This is a genomic window from Pseudoalteromonas sp. SG43-1 (genome assembly GCF_014164415.1).
GTDB lineage: Bacteria > Pseudomonadota > Gammaproteobacteria > Enterobacterales > Alteromonadaceae > Pseudoalteromonas > Pseudoalteromonas distincta.
The window spans coordinates 15,611-36,946 of record NZ_JACJFD010000027.1 but is presented as its reverse complement, the minus strand read 5'-3'; the positions used below and the strand labels follow the sequence as shown (position 1 = coordinate 36,946).

Here is a 21,336-nt window from a genome sequence, read left to right as displayed (position 1 = left end):
CTGCAAATACGACTTTGGTGATGGCTGTAAAATAACGTAAAAAATAATGGCAAAGGCCATTGCGCTTTAACGTTGCTAGTTTATGCTGAGAATATGATGGAAAAAATCAATTATATAAATTCACTGACGGGTTTGCTGGGCGATCAATTTATTGAAAATAGCCACAGCATTGGTCAGTTAATCTATTGGCATAAATGCAGTGGCGATCACATTCAAGTACGTGAGCACGAGCCGTTACGCTGGTTACTGATTAACGACACTCTTCAATCTGTTATTGATTTAAATAACCCGGATTTATTACTTTTTCCACATTTATTATGCCTAGGTAAGCATTGGCAGGCTCTTAAGCCGCCACAAAAAGTGTTAGAACTAGGCCTCGGCGGCGGAGCAATTCGTAATTATTTACAATACAAATACCCTAAAGCACAAATAACATCGGTTGAAAAAAACGCTGATATTATTGATTGCTATACCCAATTTTTTTCGTCAAATAAAAATGAGCAACTGCTTTGCGCCGATGCGCAACAGATTTTAAAAAGTGCGCAAAATATTGATTGGATTATTTTAGATTTGTTTAGCCAGATAGATGCACCTCGATTTTTATTTGAAGAGGCATTTTATAAAAAAATTTACTCGGCTTTAAATAACAACGGTGTGCTATTTATTAACTTTTTATCGCAGCATGAGTCGCAATTAAAGCAACTTCAGCAGCTATTACTCGATGTATTTGGTTGTAATGTTAGCCCGCAAAAAATTACGGGCTATGTAAATCATATTGTCGTGGTAACCAAAAACTTAAACAGATAAGTTAAACGTAACGGGCCCATCGTTACACAAGCTTACTTGCATATCGGCACCAAACTCACCGGTGGCTATTGTAAGCCCCAACTCTTTAGCTTGAGCAACAAAGTACTCGTAAAGCTCATTAGCTTGGCTTGGCGTTGCCGCAGATGAAAAGCTAGGGCGCATACCCTTTTTAGTATCAGCCGCTAGCGTAAATTGCGAAACCACCAGTAACTCACCTTTAATATCTTTAAGGCTTAAGTTCATTTTGTCGTTTTCGTCAGTAAAAATACGATAATTACTTACCTTGTGTAAAAGCTTATCGGCCGTTTGCGTATCGTCGTGTTTTTCAACGCCCAGCAACAACAATATACCTTGGCTAATTTCACCTACTACTTGGTTGTTAATTTCTACTTTGGCATGCTTTACGCGTTGTATTAAACCTTGCATTTAAACTGTGTCCTTTACTGCTGGTTCATCATCTTCTAGTTCAAGTTCTGGTGTTTCTGGAATATCATTTGGGCTAATACACGCAGTAAATTCAGCGCCAAGCAAAACAACGACCCACGATAAATACACCCATACAAACAAAATAGGAATGGTTGCTACTGCGCCGTAAATAACTTCGTACGAAGGAAAATGGCTAATATAAAGTGCAAACCCTTTTTTAGTCAGCTCAAATAAAAGTGCCGCAAAAAAAGCGCCAGGTATTGCCGCTCTGAACGATACACGCGTATTAGGCACTAAGGTGTAGAGCATAATAAAGCCCACCATCGAAATCCCATACGGCAATAACTTTAACAAAAACCCGCTAAACCCAGGAATACCCTGATCAGCAAACGATACCAAAGATACAATATAAGAGGTAACACCAATACTCGCTCCGAGTAATACAGGCCCTAAGCTCAAAACCATCCAGTACACAGCAAATGAGATCATCATTGGGCGTTTTTTCTTAATTCGCCAAATTCGATTTAGTGTGGCATCTACATTACGTATTAACAGCAAGGCTATTGCAGCTAAAAAGCCAATACCTACCGCCGTCATTTGATTAGCGTTACCGGCAAAGGAGCTAATGTGCTCTCTAATAACATCGGTAGAGGTAGGGACAAAGTTGGTAAACAAAAAGCTCTCAATTTCCATGCGAGTAGATTCAAAGCCCGGAAAAGCTGAAAATATAGCAACACCCACCGCAATTAAAGGCACTAAAGAAAGAAGGGTTACGTAAGCAAGGTAACCTGCATTAACCGTTATTTGATCGTCTATACACCGATTAAAATACTGCATCCACCAACCAGGCTGCTGGCGTATAAAGGACTTAACTTGCTGTTTGTAATGTGAGAGCTTATCATTCATACAATTGACTTGTGCTTATATAGTTTTGATTATAATAACAATCAGCGCCATAATTTACAGCACTAACGCTCGTAAACAGGAATTCAAATGAAAAAACAAACATTACTCAGTGTTTCAATGCTTGTCGTAGCACTTACTTTAACTGGCTGCCAATCAGCTTATTATTCTGCGATGGAAAAAGTGGGTGTTCACAAACGCGATATTCTTATTGACCGCGTAGAAGAAACCAAAGACTCGCAACAAGAGTCACAAGAAGAATTTAAATCGGCACTAGAGCGCTTAACTACTCTAATCGATTTTAATGGTGGCGAACTACAAGACACTTACAATCAATTAAACGACGATTACGAGTCGAGCTTAAATGCCGCTAACGAAGTATCAACTAACATCAACAAAGTAGAAGACGTGGCAGAAGCTCTGTTTGATGAGTGGAGCGATGAGTTAGAGCAATACAAAAGCGCGTCACTTAAGCGTGAAAGCAGCAAAAAGCTAACCGCGACTAAGCGTCAATTTGATCAGCTATTACGCTCAATGCGCAGCGCAGAGAGTAAAATGGAGCCAGTATTAACCTCGCTTCATGATAACGTTTTATACTTAAAGCATAACTTAAATGCACAAGCGGTATCGGCTATTAAAGGTGAATTCACTAACCTTAAGCGCGATATTCAATTGTTGATGAACGACATGAACAAATCGATTGCCGATTCAAATAAATTTATTGAACAAATGAATAGCGCTGGCTAATCATTTGTTACTTTAACAAGCCTGCTTAATTGCAGGCTTTTTTATGTTAAAGGGAATGCTAAAAGGGATTTACAATGAAACGCTTTTTAATCGCAGCAATACTCTTATGTATATTAACGGCCTGCGGTGCACCTAATAATATTAATCGTATTACCAGCTCTGACTCAGTTGTTGTTATTAATGATAAGAACGGTCGTTATAAAAATTTATACACAGGTGAAAAAACATATCCCACTACCTGTACTGAAAACTGCTACCCAGCTCACCCAGACTTACTATGCAAAACCGGCAGCGAAAACTGCCAGTACCAAGGCCAGCAAACTAAACCACAACTTAGCACTGGCTATACCGTACGCTGGCTTGGTCACGCTAGTTTTGTTATTAACACTCCAAATGGTCAAAGTGTGCTGTTTGATCCGGTAAAAAATCAGTTTGATTCTCCAGTGGCACTTGGCTTTAAACTCGGCGGTGGCATTTATCGTAAAGCAGGCGCTTGGCCTAGTGAGCAAGAACTCGAAAATATTGATGCGGTAATGTATTCGCATATTCATTACGATCATTTTAATAAAGCCGATATACAAAGCATTGGCAATAAACCTCGCTATTTAACACCACTCGGGATGGCCGACAACTTCCCTACCGGCGGTTTTAACATTAGCGAAATGCCGTGGTACTCAACAACCAACATTGACGACTTAGTTATTAACGCCGTGCCAGCTCATCATTTTAGCGCTCGCGTATTAGTGCCCTTTATTTACGAAGATAACAATAAAGACTTATGGAATGGCTGGCTGCTTGAACAAAACGGTAGCACCTTATTTTTTGCAGGCGATACAGGCTACTCAAAACATTTTAAAGACATACAGCAAAAATATGGCGATATAGATGTATGCTTAATCCCAATCGCTTCTTACTACAGTAAAGAAAGTGGTAAATTTTATCGTTACGTTCACACCACACCAGAAGACGCGCTCAACGCAGCACAAGAGCTTAACTGCAAAGTAATGATACCGTGGGGATACGGTAACTCAAGTTGGAAAATGGGCGACCACAGCAGTCATTCAGCCCTGCTGCGCTTATTGCATATGTACAATAAAATGGATTCAAAAGTACCGCTGTATATTTTAAACGAAGGCGAAAGTATTTCACTGTAACTATTTACTTAGCTGTTTTAAGATTGTTATTACATTAAGACGAATCGACAATAAAATTGAGAGATTAATGAAGAAATTAGCACTCGCCTTAAGCTTTTTATTAAGCACGCCAGCAATGGCTATTGATGTTGAACATACATCAACTCCAATTACTATTGATGGCGTATCAGAAAGCGTATGGGATAAAGCCGCTTGGCACGACATGCCTTATCTAATGGATGGCACACTGCCATCAAACGATGCCGACTTTAAAGGGCGTTATCGTTTATTGTGGGATCAAAACTATTTATACCTACAAGCCGATATTGTGGATGATGTTCTAATAGATACACACGCAGATCCAACCTATAAATATTGGGATGACGATGCGCTTGAAGTATTTATTGATAGCGATGCATCGGGTGGTAATCATCAATTTAATCACACCGCATTGGCGTACCATATTGGCCTTGATAACCAAGCTGCCGATTACGGACCTGATAAAAAAGCCCATTTGTATACCGACCACCTAGTTAGTAACTGGAAGCGCAACACCACCGCGCCCTTTAACATCACCTGGGAAGTAGCGATAAAGCTCTACCCAAATGATTATAAAGAAGGTGCTAATAACACCCCAATTACACTTAGCGAAAAGCAAGTAATCGGGTTTATGTTAGCGTATTGCGATAACGATGGCAGTGACGTGCGCGAGCACTTTATGGGCTCACACGAAGTACAACCAGTAAATGGCGACAGAAATCGTGGTTTTATAGATGCCGACGTATTTGGCAAAATAACCCTACTTCCTAAAAAGTAAGTTACTACCAATAAAATAATTGAACATGTATGTTGGGTTGAGCGAAGTGAGACCCAACGACCCCCCCACCAAAAAACACAGATACTTTGCATTATCGGCTGTTTCAGCTCTCTCTCTTTCTTCTCCTTGTGCAAAAGATCTTTAAGTAAATTATTCACAAAGAGGTTAAGAGGCGCTGCGCTTTTAGAGGTAAATATATTATGGAAATTTCATCTCAAAACAGTAGTCATATAATTTTTAACTAAATACTTTCAACTGACGACTATAGCTAACAGCTCTTATTTTCATCCACAAAAAAGCCGCTGTATTTTGCAATACAGCGGCTTTTAAAATCATTATTCTAAATTAATAGATTATGACTTAGGTGCACGACCCGCACGTTTACGTTCGTTTTCTGTAAGGTGTTTCTTACGGATACGAATGTTTAGTGGAGTAACTTCAACTAGCTCGTCATCATCGATGAACTCAAGCGCTTGCTCAAGTGAGTAGTTAAGGTGTGGAGAAAGCGTTTGCGCTTCATCAGTACCAGATGCACGTACGTTAGTTAACTGCTTGCCTTTAAGGGCGTTAACTGTAAGGTCGTTATCACGGTTATGAATACCGATAACCATACCTTCGTATACTTCAACACCGTGACCGATGAATAAACGGCCGCGCTCTTGTAAGTTGAATAATGCGTTAGTAAGTGCTTTACCAGTTGCGTTTGCAATCATTACGCCGTTCTTACGAACGCCGATAGCGCCACCTTTATGAGGACCATAATGATCGAACGTATGGTACATCAGACCAGAACCCGAAGTAAGCGTCATGAAATCAGTTTGGAAACCAATTAAACCACGGCTTGGGATCATGAAGTCTAAACGCATACGGCCTTTGCCATCTGGAGTCATGTTAGTAAGTTCACCTTTACGTAGGCCAACTTGTTCCATAACAGAACCTTGATGCTCTTCTTGACAGTCAATAGTCACTGTTTCAAACGGTTCTTCTAGAACGCCATCTACAGTACGTAAGATAACTTCTGGACGAGAAACTGAAAGCTCGTAACCTTCACGACGCATGTTTTCGATTAAGATACCTAGGTGTAATTCACCACGACCAGAAACACGGAAGCTATCTGGGCTTGCAGTATCTTCAACGCGAAGTGCTACGTTGTGTACTAATTCTTTGTCTAAACGCTCACGGATATTACGTGACGTTACAAACTTACCTTCTTTACCACAGAAAGGTGAGTTATTTACAGAGAATGTCATTGTTACAGTTGGCTCATCAACACTTAGTGGTGGTAATGCTTCAACGTTTCCTGGGAAACAAACTGTGTCAGAAATCTTAAGCTCACCAATACCTGTTACAGTTACGATGTTACCAGCGTAAGCTCTATCAGTTTCGATACGCTCAAGACCTAGGTAGCTTTGTACTGCACCAATTTTACCATTACGTGTAGTGCCATCAGCACTGATAATAGTAACTTGTTGGTTAGGAGCAACAGAACCACGTTTAATACGACCAATACCAACTACACCAACATAAGAGTTGTAATCTAGTTGAGAAATTTGCATTTGGAAGTCACCTTCAGGATCTGCATCCGGTGGTGATACTTCTTCAACGATCATCTTGAACATAGGTTCCATGTTGTCTGATGGTTCGTCTAAATCTAGTGTTGCCCAACCGTTGATTGCTGAAGCGTAGATTACTTTAAAGTCTAACTGTTCGTCAGTCGCGCCAAGGTTGTCGAATAAATCAAAGATTTGATCCATAACCCAATCTGGACGAGCGCCTGGCTTATCAATTTTATTGATAACGACGATTGGCTTTAAGCCTTGCGCGAATGCTTTTTGCGTAACGAAACGCGTTTGCGGCATTGGACCTTCTTGAGCATCAACAAGTAATAATACTGAGTCAGCCATCGAAAGTACGCGTTCAACTTCACCACCGAAATCGGCGTGTCCCGGGGTATCTACGATATTGATATGGTAGTCATTCCAAGAAATGGCTGTGTTTTTAGCCAAAATGGTAATACCACGTTCTTTCTCAATGTCGTTTGAGTCCATCACGCGCTCTTCGTTACCGCCGCGTGTTTCTAATGTACCTGATTGCTCAAGTAGTTTGTCAACCAGTGTTGTTTTACCATGGTCAACGTGCGCGATAATCGCTATATTTCTTAACTGTTCGATGCTCATATATTTACTCAGAGAAATTAAATTCTCATTGATCCTGCAAGATCTACGCACTCATCCACGCTTTCGCGAGATGTCCCAGCATAGGATTTAAAAGGGCGCATATTATCCCTCATTAATGACATGGATGAAAGTTTATCCAATATAAATTTCAAAACTTTCTCAATACTTTTACTAAGTATCTGTTTTATATATGACAATTATATGAATTAAATTTCAAATTTTTTTTGTAAAACAGCCTTTTTGGCTATTTTGCTGATCTTTTTGGTACTCTTTTGCATTTAGGTTATGCTATTTTCGAGCGATTAAATTAGCAGCAAATTGTGCCCTGTAAATTTTGCACCAAAAAGGAAAATTTACGCACCAATATAGTGCGTTTGTACATTCCATTTTGATGCAACGATATTTTTTTAATTTATAAACAGCTAGTTATAAAAATGGCACAAAATCAGCTTAGTAAATCCCAAAGCAATTATGCAGCAATAACAAAACCCAATAGTTGGAGGACACATGTCACAATCGGTTTTAGATTTTATTAAAGAAAATGACGTTAAGTTCATTGATTTACGCTTTACTGACACTAAGGGTAAAGAACAACATGTATCTATTCCTCATCACCAAGTTGATGAAGACTTTTTTGAAGACGGTAAAATGTTTGACGGTTCTTCAATTGCAGGCTGGAAAGGCATAAACGAATCAGACATGGTATTAATGCCAGTTGCTGAATCAATCAAACTAGACCCTTTCACTGAAGAATCAACATTAATCGTACGTTGTGACGTAGTAGAGCCTTCTACGCTTCAAGGTTATGAGCGCGACCCGCGTTCTGTTGCTAAGCGTGCTGAAGATTACATGCGCTCTACAGGTATTGCAGATACAGTTTTATTTGGCCCTGAGCCAGAGTTTTTCGTATTTGACGACGTTAAATACAAATCAGATATGTCTGGTTCTATGTACAAAATTGACTCTAAGCAAGCTGCTTGGAACTCAGATAAAGAATATGCAGATGGCAACACAGGTCACCGTCCAGGTATTAAAGGCGGTTACTTCCCAGTTGCTCCTGTTGATGACTTCCAAGATTGGCGTTCAGCTACGTGTCTAGTTCTAGAAGAAATGGGCCAAGTAGTAGAAGCACATCACCACGAAGTTGCAACAGCAGGTCAAAACGAGATTGCTACTCGCTTTAATACAATGGTATTAAAAGCGGATGAAATTCAAGAAATGAAATATGTTATCCATAACATGGCTCACTTATACGGTAAAACAGCAACGTTTATGCCTAAGCCAGTTGTTGGTGATAACGGTTCTGGTATGCATTGTCACCAGTCACTTGCTAAAGATGGTGTAAACCTTTTTGCTGGTGATAAGTACGGCGGCCTTTCTGAAGATGCGCTTTACTACATTGGTGGTATCATCAAGCATGCTAAAGCAATTAACGCTTTTGCAAATGCCTCTACTAACTCGTACAAACGTTTAGTACCAGGTTTTGAAGCACCAGTTATGCTTGCATACTCTGCACGTAACCGTTCTGCATCAATCCGTATCCCAGTGGTTCCATCTGAAAAAGGTCGTCGTATTGAAGTACGCTTCCCTGATCCAACTGCTAACCCATACCTTGCTTTCTCAGCAATGCTTATGGCTGGCCTTGATGGTATCAAAAACAAGATCCACCCTGGCGATGCTATGGATAAAGATTTATATGACCTACCAGCTGAAGAAGCAGCAGAAATCCCAACTGTTGCAGCATCACTTGACGAAGCACTATCTGCACTTAGCGCAGACCGTGAATTCTTAACTCAAGGTGGCGTATTCACTGACGACTTAATCGATGCTTACATCGAACTTAAATCTAAAGAAGTTGAAAAGCTTAACATGACAACTCACCCAGTTGAGTTTGAAATGTACTACAGCTGTTAATTTAGCTGTATAAAATATGTGTGTTCTCAAGCCCGCTTTGCGGGCTTTTTTAATGGTAAAATTAATCAATCTCCACTAAAGTTAAGTTACCGACAAAAATGCAGGGCTGCAGAGTGAACAACAAGATTTTATTACTATTAATTGCTTTAGGATTAAGCAATTATGGTTACGCTGGTGAAACAAAGATATACGCTTGGAAAGATAAAAATGGCGTATTAGTGTTCTCTGACACCCCTCATAAAGGTGCTAAAGAGGTAAAGCTTACCAGCCAAGATCTTAATATGCCTGCAACAAATACTGACATTTTTGACGAGCAACCCCAGCCCCAACAAGCGGCCTTTAGTATTGCCATTTCCTCACCTGATCATAACCAGACTATTCGTGAAAATACCGGCACTGTTTATGTTACTAGCCGAATAAAACCACGCTTTGAAACTGGTTTTACTATACAACTTTTTATTGATGGCAAAGCACATGGCCCAGCCAGTGACAGTTCAACCTTTGCAATAAGAGATGTAGAACGTGGTGAGCACACACTACAATTAAAGCTTTTTAATAGTAAAAACCAAGTTATTGCTATAAGTGAGCCCTGCATATTTTTTATGCACCGAAAAGGGCTAAACCTAAGTAACTAAATTGGGGCATTACTAAACGTGCAGCAGTGTATTTTACTATATAACTTGCTTGTAAATATTTACGCACTAAAATGGTGCAACTATGATTAATAATAAAAACTTTAGCCCTGAGCTACTCGATGCTATTTGGCAAAATCAAACAACCGCTATCATGTTGCTTGATAAAAACTTCACCGTTGTCTATGCCAATACCAGTACTAGCGAACTGCTTGGCCTTGGTAACAAGCGCCTATTAGATCAGCCTTTCGATAGTCTTTTTAATTACCATTCAATCGATTTGCAGCGTATAGAACAATACTCATTAGTTGAAGGTGTAGATTGCCAGCAGCACAGAGCTGACGTGGTTTTTAGCGATTCTCGCCATGCAAAAGTAGCCGTAAGTACACGACAAATTAAGTTTGATGGCTCACTTTATATTTTATTTGAGTGGCGCCAAACCGATGACGAAATTAAGCACGACCAAGCGTCTAATCAAATGCATCAATACCAAGCAGCCCGAAATCTAATAAGAGGCTTAGCTCACGAAATTAAAAATCCTTTAGGTGGAATTCGCGGAGCGGCGCAGTTATTGCAGTATGAGGTTGATCAACAAGAAAGAGACCAATGTGCTGAACTTATCATTGAGCAAGCTGACCGATTACGCGAATTAGTAGATAGGCTTTTAGGGCCAAATCAGCTTCCGCAAAAATCGTATGGCAATATACATCAATCACTTGAATCAGTTGCACGACTAAGTACGTTAGATAATTGTTCTAACATTAGCTTGGTTAAGGATTACGACCCAAGCATTCCTGATGTATACATTGATCAAGGTAAAATTCAGCAAGTAGTATTAAACATTGTTCGAAATGCTCAGCAGGCGCTTGTAGATGGCGGTGAAATAACAATAAAAACCCGCATTAATCATCAGCATCGTCGCCCAGGTAAAGCACCTAAAAAAGCCTTGTTGATCCAAATATCTGATAACGGACCAGGTATTGATCCCAGTGTACGTGAAACACTGTTCTACCCTATGATCACCAATAAAGAAGATGGCTCAGGGTTAGGACTCTCAATAGCGCAAACGCTGATAGATCAACATGATGGCTATATAGAATGTGATAGCTGGCCTGGACATACTGAATTTAATATCTATCTGCCCTTTGCAGATTAATGTTTGGAGTTTGCATGAAAACAGTTTGGCTTGTAGATGATGATGCTTCTATTCGATTTGTACTTGAAAAAGCACTAACCCGTGCAGGGTTTAACGCAGAAAGCTTTGCTAATGCGCAAGATGTATTAAGCGCATTAAAGTTTAGTCAACCTACTGTTTTAGTTTCGGACGTACGAATGCCTGGTATGGATGGCATGGCGTTGCTTGAGCTTATAGCAGAGCAAAACCCTGGGCTGCCAGTTATTATAATGACTGCCCACTCAGATTTGGACTCTGCAGTTAATGCATTCCAAAAAGGTGCTTTTGAATACCTAGCTAAGCCGTTTGATTTAAACGAAGCAGTGGCGCTAGTCGAAAGCGCATGCAGAGCAAACTCCACTAAAAAAACTAAGCGAAAGCAAGCTCCACCAAAAAGTGCCCACATTATTGGTGAAGCACCCGCTATGCAAGAAGTGTTTAGAGCGATAGGTAAACTATCGGCCTCTAGCATGAGCGTATTAATAAATGGTGAATCTGGCACAGGTAAAGAACTTGTCGCCAGCGCCCTGCATAACCATAGCCCACGTAAAGAAAATCAATTTATTGCACTTAACATGGCGGCCATTCCAAAAGAGCTTGTTGAGTCAGAGTTATTTGGCCACGAAAAAGGCGCGTTTACGGGCGCCGATAGCGTACGTAAAGGCCGCTTTGAGCAAGCCAATGGCGGTACACTATTTTTAGATGAAATTGGTGATATGCCACTTGATGTGCAAACACGTTTATTACGCGTTCTTGCCGATGGTGAGTTTTATCGCGTTGGTGGCCATCAAAGTATAAAAGTGGACGTACGCATTATTGCAGCTACGCACCAAAACCTTGAAGATTTAGTTAAACAAGGCAAGTTTAGGGATGATTTATTTCATCGTCTTAATGTTGTGCGCCTACGTTTACCTGCTCTTCGAGAGCGTACTGAAGATATAGAAAGCTTATCGCAACACTTTTTACATAAAAGCGCTAAAGAGCTACAAGTAGAAAGTAAAGTACTGAGCCCTAAAGCGACTGAGCAATTACGTTTATTTAATTGGCCAGGTAATGTACGCCAATTAGAAAATACGTGTCGCTGGCTGACAGTTATGGCACCGGGTGAGCTTGTAAGCGAGCAAGATTTACCGCCGGAAATTCTGGATGCTTCACCGACCCAAGAAGAAGGTGATTGGCTAGATGCGTTTCAGCAATGGCTTAATCAAGAGCTTAAACAAGGCAAAGAAAATATTTGGCCTGACATTCAAGCCCAGCTAGAAACTCGTTTAATTAAAACCGCCCTGGCTAATTGTTCTGGTCATAAGCAAGATGCTGCTATAAAAATTGGTTGGGGACGCAACACGTTGACCCGAAAATTAAAAGAGCGCAATATTAGCTGATTAAACGCTTTTAACATATTTGGTTATTGATGAAGCTAATCGAACATATTCCTTTGTTTAAACAAATGGAAATTATAAACAGGCTGCACTTTTTTAAGGAATTTACGCTCAGCGAGCGCCAAGTCTTATTGGAGTCGTTCGGCCTGTTATATTTAGTAAGTCAGCATCAGTTTTTATTTAAACAATACGATAACGACAAGCGCTTATATATTGTACTTAGCGGCGCGCTATTAGTATTTAAACATAATCATTTGCTAGAACTTGGTACTATAGAGCCCGGTGAATTTATAGGTGAAGGCGCTTTTATAAATAACCGAGAACGCAGCACTAGCGCACGCGCTAAAACCGACAGCATAGTTCTTGCTATTACCCCTGAAGCACTTACCCGCTTGCCTAATGTAATACGTGAAAAAATTAAAGACCGAATTATAGAAGGTATGAGCTTGCGTATTGCAAAGCTCAGCGAGCATATAGAAACTCACGGTTAATTTTATCACTCAATCCATATAAACAATTTGTAATGAGCAGTTAAGCCAAGCTGGTTTATTTAAATGTGCATTGTAAATAAAAGTATCTGACGGTTTTTGACCAAAGGGTGTGCTTATTTTAGGCGTAGTATGCGTGTACGATTGCGATGTATTTTGATAATAAATAACTAAGTACGGTTCAATAAGCTCCCAATCCAACATCACTTTAGCACCACTTGGTAATGTAAATTGCGCCTTTTTTCCGTCAAATGAAACGCGCATATTGTTATATTTATCGTTTAAGCAACCCGTTGTAAGCATAATATTTGGCATACTTAGCTCGGTGCTTTGTAAAGCTGAACGTAAATAAAAACCTATATTTCCATTAGTGTAGTGATGATTCTCTGCTTTGCTGTAAATAATGTCAGGTTCAAATCCCATGCTTTGCATTATTAGTGTTAAGTGCTCTAACTGCCCGCTATCAAAGTCGTTATAAGAGACAATTAACGTCGCATTTTTATATGCTTTTGGTACTGCAATATTTTGGTATTTATAAGGTAGAGTTTGAGCAGCCAGTTTAGCTTCTAGCTGCTGCTTTTGATTTGCGCTCAATGCTTGTGTATAAACATACACAGTGGGTTGCTGACATGCACCTAATAAAAAGGCCAAGCACACTAAGAGTATATTTTTCATCATCAACCCCAATTAGATTACAAGTGTAGTCTAATTGAAATTCGATAAATAGCAAATCAGCTAATTTGGCTATTTAACCACGCATCAACACTTTTACGGGTGTATAAAACTTCTTTAAATAAACGATGGCGTTGAAATTCAAGTACCGATTTTTTTTTCATATCGCCACTCACTAAGCGACTATGGTGATCGTTAAATTTTGAAATCACAGAAAAACCACGTTCAGCATTTTCCTTTTGCTCTTTTACTTGATTAGTAAGGTGTGACCTAACATCATCTGCGGTCAACATATCTGAATTATCTAAGCCCATTAGCTCTTTTTTCATTGCTAATCTTACGCCCATTTTCTACTCCGTTTTATATGTATTCATTACACATTGATTAATCCGCCAGAGTTTTAGCAATTAGCGAGCCATACGTAAAAAAGATTGCAACGAAGCTTAACTTTTAATTGCTTCAGTTTTTTTAAAGACAGATAAAATACCTAAAAACTTTCATAACTAATTGTGTATTACAGCTATCTAAAGTTACTTGCTTTGGTGCAAAAGTCGCTGTAAGCCTTTATACTAAAGCCTGTGCGTTACCCCACCGAGAGCAAATATGAACGAAGAATATATAGAAATAGAGTTAGAAGAAGAGCCGATTGAGCTTTGTAAATTATTAAAAGTATTAAACTTAGTTGAAGGTGGCGGCCAAGCTAAAAACCTAATCACTGAAGGCTATGTGGGTGTTAACCATGAAATTTGTACAATAAAGCGGAAAAAATTATACAGTGGCGATGTACTAGAATTCGATGGTGAGTTTTTTCAACTTGCGTTAAGTGAAGATGCAGTTCCTGCAGAAAAACCTGCGGCACAACCTCAAGCAGAATCAAAGCAAGCTGCACCACAACCAACAAATCAGCCAGCTAAAGCTAAGCGCAAGCGCACTAAAAAGCCTAAAGTTGACGATAAAACAGGTCGTCGTCCTATTTCATTTGGTTAAGTATTTAAAAAACCCTCTTTTTATATAAAAAGGCCACCTTGTATAGTTGGCCTTTTTGCTCTTTAATTACCTAGCTAATAATAATAAAAACAAGGTAATAATATGTCACAAAACACACCAGCCACCTGGTTTAAACCCGCGGTATGGGCGGCACTCGTATGGAACTTACTTGGCGTTATTGCATTTGCTATGCACATGATGATGACACCCGAAATGATAGGTAAACTTCCGTTAGATCAACAAGCTGCCTACTCTGACATCCCTCTTTGGTCAACCATTGCATTTGCTGTAGCTGTATTTGGAAGTACTTTGGGTTGTCTGTTTTTACTTGCTAAAAACGCGCTGGCAACACCTACTTTTGCGCTATCGCTCGGCGCTATTTTAATTCAGCAATATTATAATTTTGTGGTCATAAATAGTATTGAGCTACTTGGCGCAAGTGCGGTATTTATGCCTATTTTTGTAATCATTATTGCCATCGCTTTACTTTGCTTGAGTATTAAAGGTAAGCAACAAGGTTGGTTACAGTAATTAATAAGGGTCGAAATAACTTTTGACCCTATCTCTTCTTTTAAATCATCTCTTGAAATTAAATTTTTCAGCATCATCTCTACTATAATAACTGTATAAAATTCGTTCTCTAAACGCGATTTTTTACACTGGTATGTACTTTGCAACTCGAACACTACAGAGGTCACTCTTCAAAACATTTTTATAATTCATAAAGGGGCAAATAATGAATAATAGTTTCGATACCCAACATCAGCTCACAATAAATGGTGAGCAATATCATATTCATTCTCTAAAAGGACTTGGCGACAAAGCGAAACGATTGCCCTTTTCCTTAAAAGTACTACTTGAAAACCTTCTTCGTAACGAAGATGGCGTAAATATAAAAGAACAAGACATTCAAGCCCTTCTTAATTGGGATCCTCAAGCAAAGCCTGCATCTGAAGTTGCCTTTACTCCCGCCCGTGTTGTTATGCAAGATTTTACCGGCGTACCCGCTATTGTAGATTTAGCCGCGATGCGTGATGCAATGGAAAAGCTAGGTGGAGATCCTGCAAAAATAAACCCGTTATCGCCTGCTGAACTTGTGATTGATCATTCGGTACAAGTAGATGGCTACGGAAATGATGGTGCATTTGATTTAAATGCAAAACTTGAGTACGACCGAAATAAAGAACGTTACGAATTTTTACGTTGGGGACAAACCGCTTTTGATAATTTAAAAGTAGTGCCTCCAGCAACCGGCATTGTTCACCAAGTAAACCTAGAATACTTAGCGCGCGTTGTTTTTAATGAAGAGCGCGACGGCAAAAAATTCGCTTACCCAGATACGCTTGTAGGGACTGACTCTCACACCACCATGATTAATGGCTTAGGTGTGCTTGGTTGGGGTGTAGGCGGCATTGAAGCTGAAGCAGCCATGCTTGGTCAGCCAATTAGCTTACTCATTCCACAAGTAGTAGGTATGAAGCTAAGCGGACGTTTACCTGAAGGTACTACCGCAACCGATTTAGTGTTAACAGTAACCGAAATACTGCGTAATCATGGCGTAGTGGGTAAATTTGTAGAATTTTATGGTGACGGCCTTGCCGACCTACCACTTGCCGATAGAGCAACCATAGCCAATATGGCACCAGAATACGGCGCTACGTGTGGTATTTTCCCAATTGATGATGAGACCATTAACTACCTTCGCTTAACAAACCGCGACGAAAAACACTTAAAAGTAATTGAAGATTACGCTAAGCATCAAGGCTTATGGCGTAACGATGGCGACGAAGCTAATTATACCGATACACTTGAGCTTAAATTAGATGACGTTGTACCAAGCCTTGCAGGCCCTAAACGCCCACAAGATAGAATTGCCTTAAACGAAGCTGGCAAAGTTATTGGCGATCATTTAAAAGGCTTCCAAGACGAACGTATGGCTCGTCGCGATAAAAGCGATGAAGAACAAGCTCGTATTGAGAGTGAAGGGCCGACAACAAATCCAGATGAGCCAGTTAACGAAGCGCAGTTTATGGGTGCCGCTAAAGTTAAATTTAAAGGCCAAGAGTTTGAGCTAAACGATGGCGCTTGTGTTATTGCCGCAATTACCAGCTGTACCAACACCTCTAATCCAAGTGTTATTTTAGCTGCTGGTTTGGTTGCTAAAAAAGCGAAACAGTTAGGCATTAATGTAAAACCTTGGGTTAAAACATCACTTGCTCCAGGCTCAAAAGTAGTTACCGACTACCTAGAAAAAGCAGGCCTGATGGATGACCTAGAAAGCCTAGGCTTTAACTTAGTTGGCTACGGCTGTACTACGTGTATTGGTAATTCAGGGCCACTTGCAAGTGAAATATCAGACGCGATTCAAAAACATAAATTAGTAGTGAGCTCTATTTTATCGGGTAACCGTAACTTTGAAGGGCGTATTCACCAAGATGTTAAAATGAACTTTTTAGCCTCTCCTCCGCTTGTCGTAGCTTATGCCATTGCAGGTAGAACCGATATTGACGTATACAACGAACCCCTTGCTCAAGATGCTAACGGTAACGATATTTACCTTAAAAACATTTGGCCAAGCGTTAAAGAAGTAAGTGACTTAGTTAAAGAAACCGTAACTAAAGAAATGTTTGAAAAAAGCTACGCTAACGTTTACGAAGGCGATAGCCGTTGGCAGCAAATTAAAATACCGGATGGCAAACTTTACGATTGGGATGATGCATCTACCTACATTAAAAAAGCACCCTTTTTTGATGGTATGAAAGTAGAACCACCGGGCATTCCTTCTATCGAAGGTGCACGTTGTTTAGCTAAACTTGGAGATTCAGTAACCACTGACCATATTTCTCCAGCGGGTGCTATTAAAGCAGAAGCGCCAGCAGGTTTATACTTGCAAGAGAAAGGTGTAGATAAAGCGCAATTTAACTCGTACGGCTCACGCCGTGGTAATCACGAAGTAATGATGCGTGGAACGTTCGCTAATGTGCGTCTTAAAAACTTACTAGCTCCTGGTACTGAAGGTGGCGTAACACGTACTCAGCCTGGCGATACGCTAGAGAGTATTTATGATGCAGCAATGGAGTATCAAAAAAATAATACTCCACTCATTATTTTAGCGGGCAAAGAATATGGCACGGGTTCATCTCGTGACTGGGCTGCTAAAGGCTCACTTTTATTAGGCGTTAAAGCCGTTGTAGCACAAAGCTATGAACGTATTCATCGCTCTAACTTAATTGGTATGGGTGTATTACCGCTGCAATTTAAAGAGGGTGAAAGCTACGAGACACATGGGTTAACAGGGCAAGAACAATTTGATATTGATGGCCTGTACGATAAAACCGATGAAGTTACCGTTATTGCTACAAATGCCGAAGGTAAAAAAGTAACCTTGAGTGCAGACGTACGTATTGATACCCCTAAAGAGTGGGATTACTACAAACACGGCGGCATTTTACAATATGTACTGCGTAATATGCTCGACTAACAAAGACAGTAGTTAATACATCTAAAAGCCCAGCTTAGTAATAAGCTGGGCTTTTTTATATGTGTTGTTTGTTGTCTTAAATCAATGCTAAGCATTTAAAGCGTGCCTACTGAGGTAACTATGTCGCAAACAATGATAATTAGGCTGCTTAAAACATCAATAATGCTTGGGTTGTGCCTTATTGTTACTGGCCATACGTTACTTGTATCGAACTACTTTACTGTCAAGCATGGTATTAAAGGAATAATTATAGCGGCGGCATGCATTGCTGTAGGCGTGCTGCTGTCGCTTCCCACTAAAATATATTTAACAGTATTATTGATGGAAGCCGAAAAACGTTATTTAAAAAACCATAAAAGCACTCACTCTAAATAATTAAAGTGCACTTAAATTATTAATTTCTTTATTACGTTTTTCTAGGTTGTCTTTTACATTTTCGGCGTCATTAAATAGCTTTTTAACCGAATCTGGGTTCAAAATACTGATCCCCTCTGGTGCAGCCGACATTGTGTTTGGAGTTGAAGAGGTATTTAAAATAGACGTGTCTTCTGCAGCAATAACAGTAATATCTTTAGGATCGAGTTTTACTTCAATACTTTTTGCATGTGGGTTAGGTGTATCAGAAAAGTGCCATTGGCCTGTTACGTCTTGCCACTTAAAAATTTTACCACTTGAGGTAGTATTTGCAGCAATTGGTTCATCAGAAATACTGCTCGCAATTTTATCGCCAGCTTGCTGAACGCCCTGCACTGCTTGGTCCAAAGTACTGCTAGATAGCGCGACCATTCTTTCTTTAATTTGCCCAGATTCACTGCTAATTGATGATGCAGAAAGCCATGTTTGACCATCGGGCTTTTTTAGATAAAACAAAGAGATGACTGCAATAGCCATAATTGATATAGCTAAGTAGGTAAAGTATTTCATAGCGTTCCTGCTTTAATTAATCCTTTAATGCCTTGAGTCTAATAAAAAATACTTAATTAGGCAATTTTTTGTACCCGAATAAAAGAAAATAAAAACGCAGCCGAAGCTGCGTTTTTATTTGCGATTTAACTACATCGTAGTGACGTTAAATACCGTCACCATCCATGTGCAGTCCACATTCTCGGTTTAAGCCAAAAAAGCGAGTTTCTTCCTCTGTCATTCCTGGTTCTAACTTACGTGTTGTATGTACGTCACCCATCGATACATAACCTTGTTCCCATAATGGGTGGTAAGGTAAATCGTGCTTAGTCAGGTACTGATACACGTCGCGGTTAGACCATTCAATAATCGGGTACACTTTAACGGTACCACGGCTTATTTCTACAAACTGTTTATCAGCACGTGTAGATGATTGATCGCGACGCAAACCACTAAACCACGTGCCCGCTTCTATCTCTTTAAGTGCGCGGGTCATCGGCTCAACTTTATTAAGCTGGTTATATTGCTTAATGCCGTCCTCGCCTTGCTCCCACAACTTACCAAACTTAGCTTCTTGCCATGCAGGGCTTAGCTGCGCTCTATACACCTTTAAGTTAAGTGATAAACGCTCACTCATTTGTTCAATAAACTGATACGTTTCAGGAAATAAATAGCCTGTATCGGTTAATACAACGGGAATATCTGGACGTTGTGAGGTCATTAAATGCAGCATTACTGCCGCTTGAATACCAAAGCTAGATGATAAAAAAGCCGTATTAGGCAAGTTATCAAGCGCCCATGCAACACGCTGTTCTGCGCTCATATTCGCTAGCAAACCATTAGCATCAGCTAACATAGCCGCTTGGCTTTGTTTATCTAGCTGTAAAATGTTTTTAAATTCACTCATGGTAAATTCCAAACCTCACCAGCGCTTTGGCGCTGGTATTTAATTAAGCGTGAAAATCGGTTACTGATACTTTTACTTCAGCAACTATGCCTTTGCGTATAACAAAGTCACCAAAACACTCACCATCGTTACGCTCTTTTGCCCATTGCCCAATGAGCTTATCGAATGCTTCTAGGTAAACGTCTTCGCCTACGTTCTCAAGGTACAATTTAGGAATACGTGTACCTTCTAAATTACCACCTAGGTAAACGTTGTACTTACCTGGGCCTTTACCCACTAAACCAGCTTCTGCAAGCATTGCGCGGCCACAACCGTTAGGGCAACCTACAACGCGCATAATAATGCTGTCATCTGGTATACCGTGTTTAGCAAGTAATGCTTCAGTTTTTTCTACTAGGCTTGGTAAGTAACGCTCTGCTTCGGCCATTGCAAGTGGGCACGTTGGCAGTGAAACACACGCCATAGAATTTTTACGCTGCTGCGAATCTTTGTCATCAATTAGGCCATGGCTACGTGCAATTTCTTCAATCACGGCTTTTTGATCTGCAGGTACGCCAGCAATAATTAAGTTTTGGTTTGCCGTCATACGCATGTCACCTTGGTGAACTTCTGCGATTTTACGACAACCTGTTTTAAGCGGCTTGCCTGGGTAGTCTAAAATACGACCACTTTGAATAAATAGCGTTAAGTGGTGCTTACCATCAATGCCTTCAACCCAACCAATACGATCGCCACGATGAGTAAACTCAAACGGACGGCTTGGTGCAAACGTAACGCCTGAGCGCTTTTCAACTTCTGCTTTAAATACATCAACGCCAACACGGTCTAATGTGTATTTAGTTTTTGCATTTTTACGGTTTGAACGATTACCCCAATCGCGCTGCACAGATACAACATGCTCTGCAATTTTTAAGGTATCTTCGAGCGTAATAAAGCCAAAGTCATCAGCCTTACGCGGATAAGTTGCTGTATCGCCGTGCGTCATGGCAAGGCCACCACCAACAAGTACGTTAAAGCCAACAAGCTTTCCGTTATCAGCAATTGCCACAAAGTTTAAGTCATTCGCATGCACATCAACTTCGTTATTAGGCGGAATGGTTACCGTTGTTTTAAATTTACGCGGTAAGTAGTTAGATCCTAAAATTGGCTCTTCTGTGGTTTCTGCCTTTTCGCCATTTAGCCAAATTTCAGCATACGCTTTCGTTTTTGGTAATAAATGTTCAGAAATTTTTGCAGCCCAGTCGTAAGCTTCTTGGTGTAACTCAGACTCAACAGGGTTAGTAGTACAAAGCACGTTACGGTTAACATCGCCCGCAGTTGCAATAGAGTCTATACCTACGCTGTTAAGCATTTGGTGCATGCCTTTAATATTCGGCTTTAATACACCATGAAACTGAAACGTTTGACGCGTAGTTAGACGAATGCTGCCGTAGCTTGTTTTTTCATCAGCAAACTTATCAATTGCTAACCACTGCTCTGGCTTAATAATACCGCCAGGCATACGTGCACGTAACATTACATTATGTAGCGGCTCTAGCCTTTGCTTGGCACGCTCACCACGTATATCGCGGTCATCTTGTTGGTACATGCCATGAAAACGTATTAACTGAAAGTTATCTGCAGTAAAACCACCGGTAATTTCGTCTTTTAAATCTTGCTCTATGGTGCCACGTAAAAAGTTACTTTCTCTTTTCAAACGTTCGTTATCAGAAAGTTTTACGTTTTTATCTTGTTCGCTCATTTTAAATCCTAAATTTGTTACAGTGACGGCTGCTAGCTGTTAAATAAA

General features: G+C 40.1%; 21 protein-coding genes. 13 read left to right on the top strand and 8 right to left on the bottom strand.

Features of this window, described 5'->3' with window-relative positions; translation table 11 throughout:
* The first annotated feature begins 93 nt into the window (after positions 1-93).
* Positions 94-807, top strand: coding sequence for a spermidine synthase (locus tag H5159_RS16775; protein WP_024597210.1), 714 nt, complete (start codon positions 94-96; stop codon positions 805-807).
* Here H5159_RS16775 and dtd read toward each other — a convergent pair.
* The gene (gene dtd / locus H5159_RS16770; RefSeq protein WP_024597209.1) at positions 796-1,233 is read right to left on the bottom strand and encodes a D-aminoacyl-tRNA deacylase; all 438 of its coding nucleotides are present in this window, start codon (positions 1,231-1,233) and stop codon (positions 796-798) included. The genes H5159_RS16775 and dtd overlap by 12 nt on opposite strands.
* The gene (locus H5159_RS16765; RefSeq protein ID WP_002961130.1) at positions 1,234-2,139 is read right to left on the bottom strand and encodes a virulence factor BrkB family protein; all 906 of its coding nucleotides are present in this window, start codon (positions 2,137-2,139) and stop codon (positions 1,234-1,236) included.
* Positions 2,140-2,226: 87 nt separating this feature from the next.
* Here H5159_RS16765 and H5159_RS16760 point away from each other — a divergent pair, with 87 nt between their 5' ends.
* From H5159_RS16760 to H5159_RS16750, 3 genes are all read left to right on the top strand, one after another.
* The gene (locus tag H5159_RS16760; RefSeq protein WP_182716053.1) at positions 2,227-2,883 is read left to right on the top strand and encodes a DUF2959 domain-containing protein; all 657 of its coding nucleotides are present in this window, start codon (positions 2,227-2,229) and stop codon (positions 2,881-2,883) included.
* Positions 2,884-2,957: 74 nt separating this feature from the next.
* Positions 2,958-4,037, top strand: a complete 1,080-nt coding sequence (locus tag H5159_RS16755) for an MBL fold metallo-hydrolase (protein ID WP_182716054.1) — start codon at positions 2,958-2,960, stop codon at positions 4,035-4,037.
* Positions 4,038-4,104: 67 nt separating this feature from the next.
* Entirely contained in the window at positions 4,105-4,833 is a 729-nt protein-coding gene (locus H5159_RS16750; RefSeq protein ID WP_182780694.1) for a CBM9 family sugar-binding protein, read from the top strand.
* Between the two features lie 353 nt (positions 4,834-5,186).
* Here the strand turns inward: H5159_RS16750 and typA are convergent, their stop codons facing one another.
* Positions 5,187-7,010, bottom strand: coding sequence for a translational GTPase TypA (gene typA / locus H5159_RS16745; protein WP_002961123.1), 1,824 nt, complete (start codon positions 7,008-7,010; stop codon positions 5,187-5,189).
* A 507-nt stretch (positions 7,011-7,517) separates the two neighbouring features.
* On the opposite strand from typA, the gene glnA reads away from it, so the two are divergent.
* The 5 genes from glnA to H5159_RS16720 all read left to right on the top strand — a co-directional run bounded on the left by glnA (position 7,518) and on the right by H5159_RS16720 (position 12,600).
* Positions 7,518-8,924, top strand: a complete 1,407-nt coding sequence (gene glnA / locus H5159_RS16740; RefSeq protein ID WP_002961121.1) for a glutamate--ammonia ligase — start codon at positions 7,518-7,520, stop codon at positions 8,922-8,924.
* Between the two features lie 113 nt (positions 8,925-9,037).
* The gene (locus H5159_RS16735; protein ID WP_182671859.1) at positions 9,038-9,559 is read left to right on the top strand and encodes a DUF4124 domain-containing protein; all 522 of its coding nucleotides are present in this window, start codon (positions 9,038-9,040) and stop codon (positions 9,557-9,559) included.
* Positions 9,560-9,641: 82 nt separating this feature from the next.
* The gene (gene glnL / locus H5159_RS16730) at positions 9,642-10,712 is read left to right on the top strand and encodes a nitrogen regulation protein NR(II) (RefSeq protein ID WP_002961118.1); all 1,071 of its coding nucleotides are present in this window, start codon (positions 9,642-9,644) and stop codon (positions 10,710-10,712) included.
* 14 nt (positions 10,713-10,726) lie between these two features.
* Positions 10,727-12,112: a nitrogen regulation protein NR(I) gene (ntrC, locus tag H5159_RS16725; protein ID WP_182696281.1), complete on the top strand. Its 1,386-nt coding sequence runs from the start codon at positions 10,727-10,729 to the stop codon at positions 12,110-12,112.
* Positions 12,113-12,141: 29 nt separating this feature from the next.
* Positions 12,142-12,600 carry a cyclic nucleotide-binding domain-containing protein gene (locus tag H5159_RS16720; RefSeq protein WP_010554789.1) on the top strand — a complete coding sequence of 153 codons (459 nt, stop codon included), beginning with the start codon at positions 12,142-12,144 and terminating at the stop codon, positions 12,598-12,600.
* 9 nt (positions 12,601-12,609) lie between these two features.
* Here the strand turns inward: H5159_RS16720 and H5159_RS16715 are convergent, their stop codons facing one another.
* A complete protein-coding gene (locus H5159_RS16715; protein WP_182733754.1) occupies positions 12,610-13,272 on the bottom strand; it encodes a hypothetical protein in 663 nt (220 codons plus the stop codon).
* A gap of 56 nt (positions 13,273-13,328) precedes the next feature.
* Positions 13,329-13,616 (bottom strand): hypothetical protein, encoded by a 288-nt coding sequence (locus H5159_RS16710; protein WP_165728334.1) that lies wholly within the window; start codon positions 13,614-13,616, stop codon positions 13,329-13,331.
* A 256-nt stretch (positions 13,617-13,872) separates the two neighbouring features.
* Between H5159_RS16710 and H5159_RS16705 the strand changes: the two genes are divergently transcribed.
* From H5159_RS16705 to H5159_RS16690, 4 genes are all read left to right on the top strand, one after another.
* Positions 13,873-14,256: an RNA-binding S4 domain-containing protein gene (locus H5159_RS16705; protein WP_182724786.1), complete on the top strand. Its 384-nt coding sequence runs from the start codon at positions 13,873-13,875 to the stop codon at positions 14,254-14,256.
* A 102-nt stretch (positions 14,257-14,358) separates the two neighbouring features.
* Positions 14,359-14,787, top strand: coding sequence for a hypothetical protein (locus tag H5159_RS16700; protein ID WP_182733752.1), 429 nt, complete (start codon positions 14,359-14,361; stop codon positions 14,785-14,787).
* Between the two features lie 205 nt (positions 14,788-14,992).
* Positions 14,993-17,737, top strand: coding sequence for an aconitate hydratase AcnA (acnA, locus tag H5159_RS16695; protein ID WP_182780693.1), 2,745 nt, complete (start codon positions 14,993-14,995; stop codon positions 17,735-17,737).
* Positions 17,738-17,857: 120 nt separating this feature from the next.
* On the top strand, positions 17,858-18,112 hold the full coding sequence (locus tag H5159_RS16690) for a hypothetical protein (RefSeq protein ID WP_182780692.1): 255 nt from the start codon (positions 17,858-17,860) through the stop codon (positions 18,110-18,112).
* Here H5159_RS16690 and H5159_RS16685 read toward each other — a convergent pair whose 3' ends face one another.
* The 3 genes from H5159_RS16685 to cysI all read right to left on the bottom strand — a co-directional run bounded on the left by H5159_RS16685 (position 18,113) and on the right by cysI (position 21,288).
* The gene (locus H5159_RS16685; RefSeq protein ID WP_182780691.1) at positions 18,113-18,661 is read right to left on the bottom strand and encodes a DUF4124 domain-containing protein; all 549 of its coding nucleotides are present in this window, start codon (positions 18,659-18,661) and stop codon (positions 18,113-18,115) included.
* A 145-nt stretch (positions 18,662-18,806) separates the two neighbouring features.
* On the bottom strand, positions 18,807-19,547 hold the full coding sequence (locus tag H5159_RS16680) for a phosphoadenylyl-sulfate reductase (RefSeq protein ID WP_002961106.1): 741 nt from the start codon (positions 19,545-19,547) through the stop codon (positions 18,807-18,809).
* A gap of 43 nt (positions 19,548-19,590) precedes the next feature.
* Positions 19,591-21,288 (bottom strand): assimilatory sulfite reductase (NADPH) hemoprotein subunit, encoded by a 1,698-nt coding sequence (gene cysI, locus H5159_RS16675; protein ID WP_182780690.1) that lies wholly within the window; start codon positions 21,286-21,288, stop codon positions 19,591-19,593.
* Between the last annotated feature and the right edge of the window lie 48 nt (positions 21,289-21,336).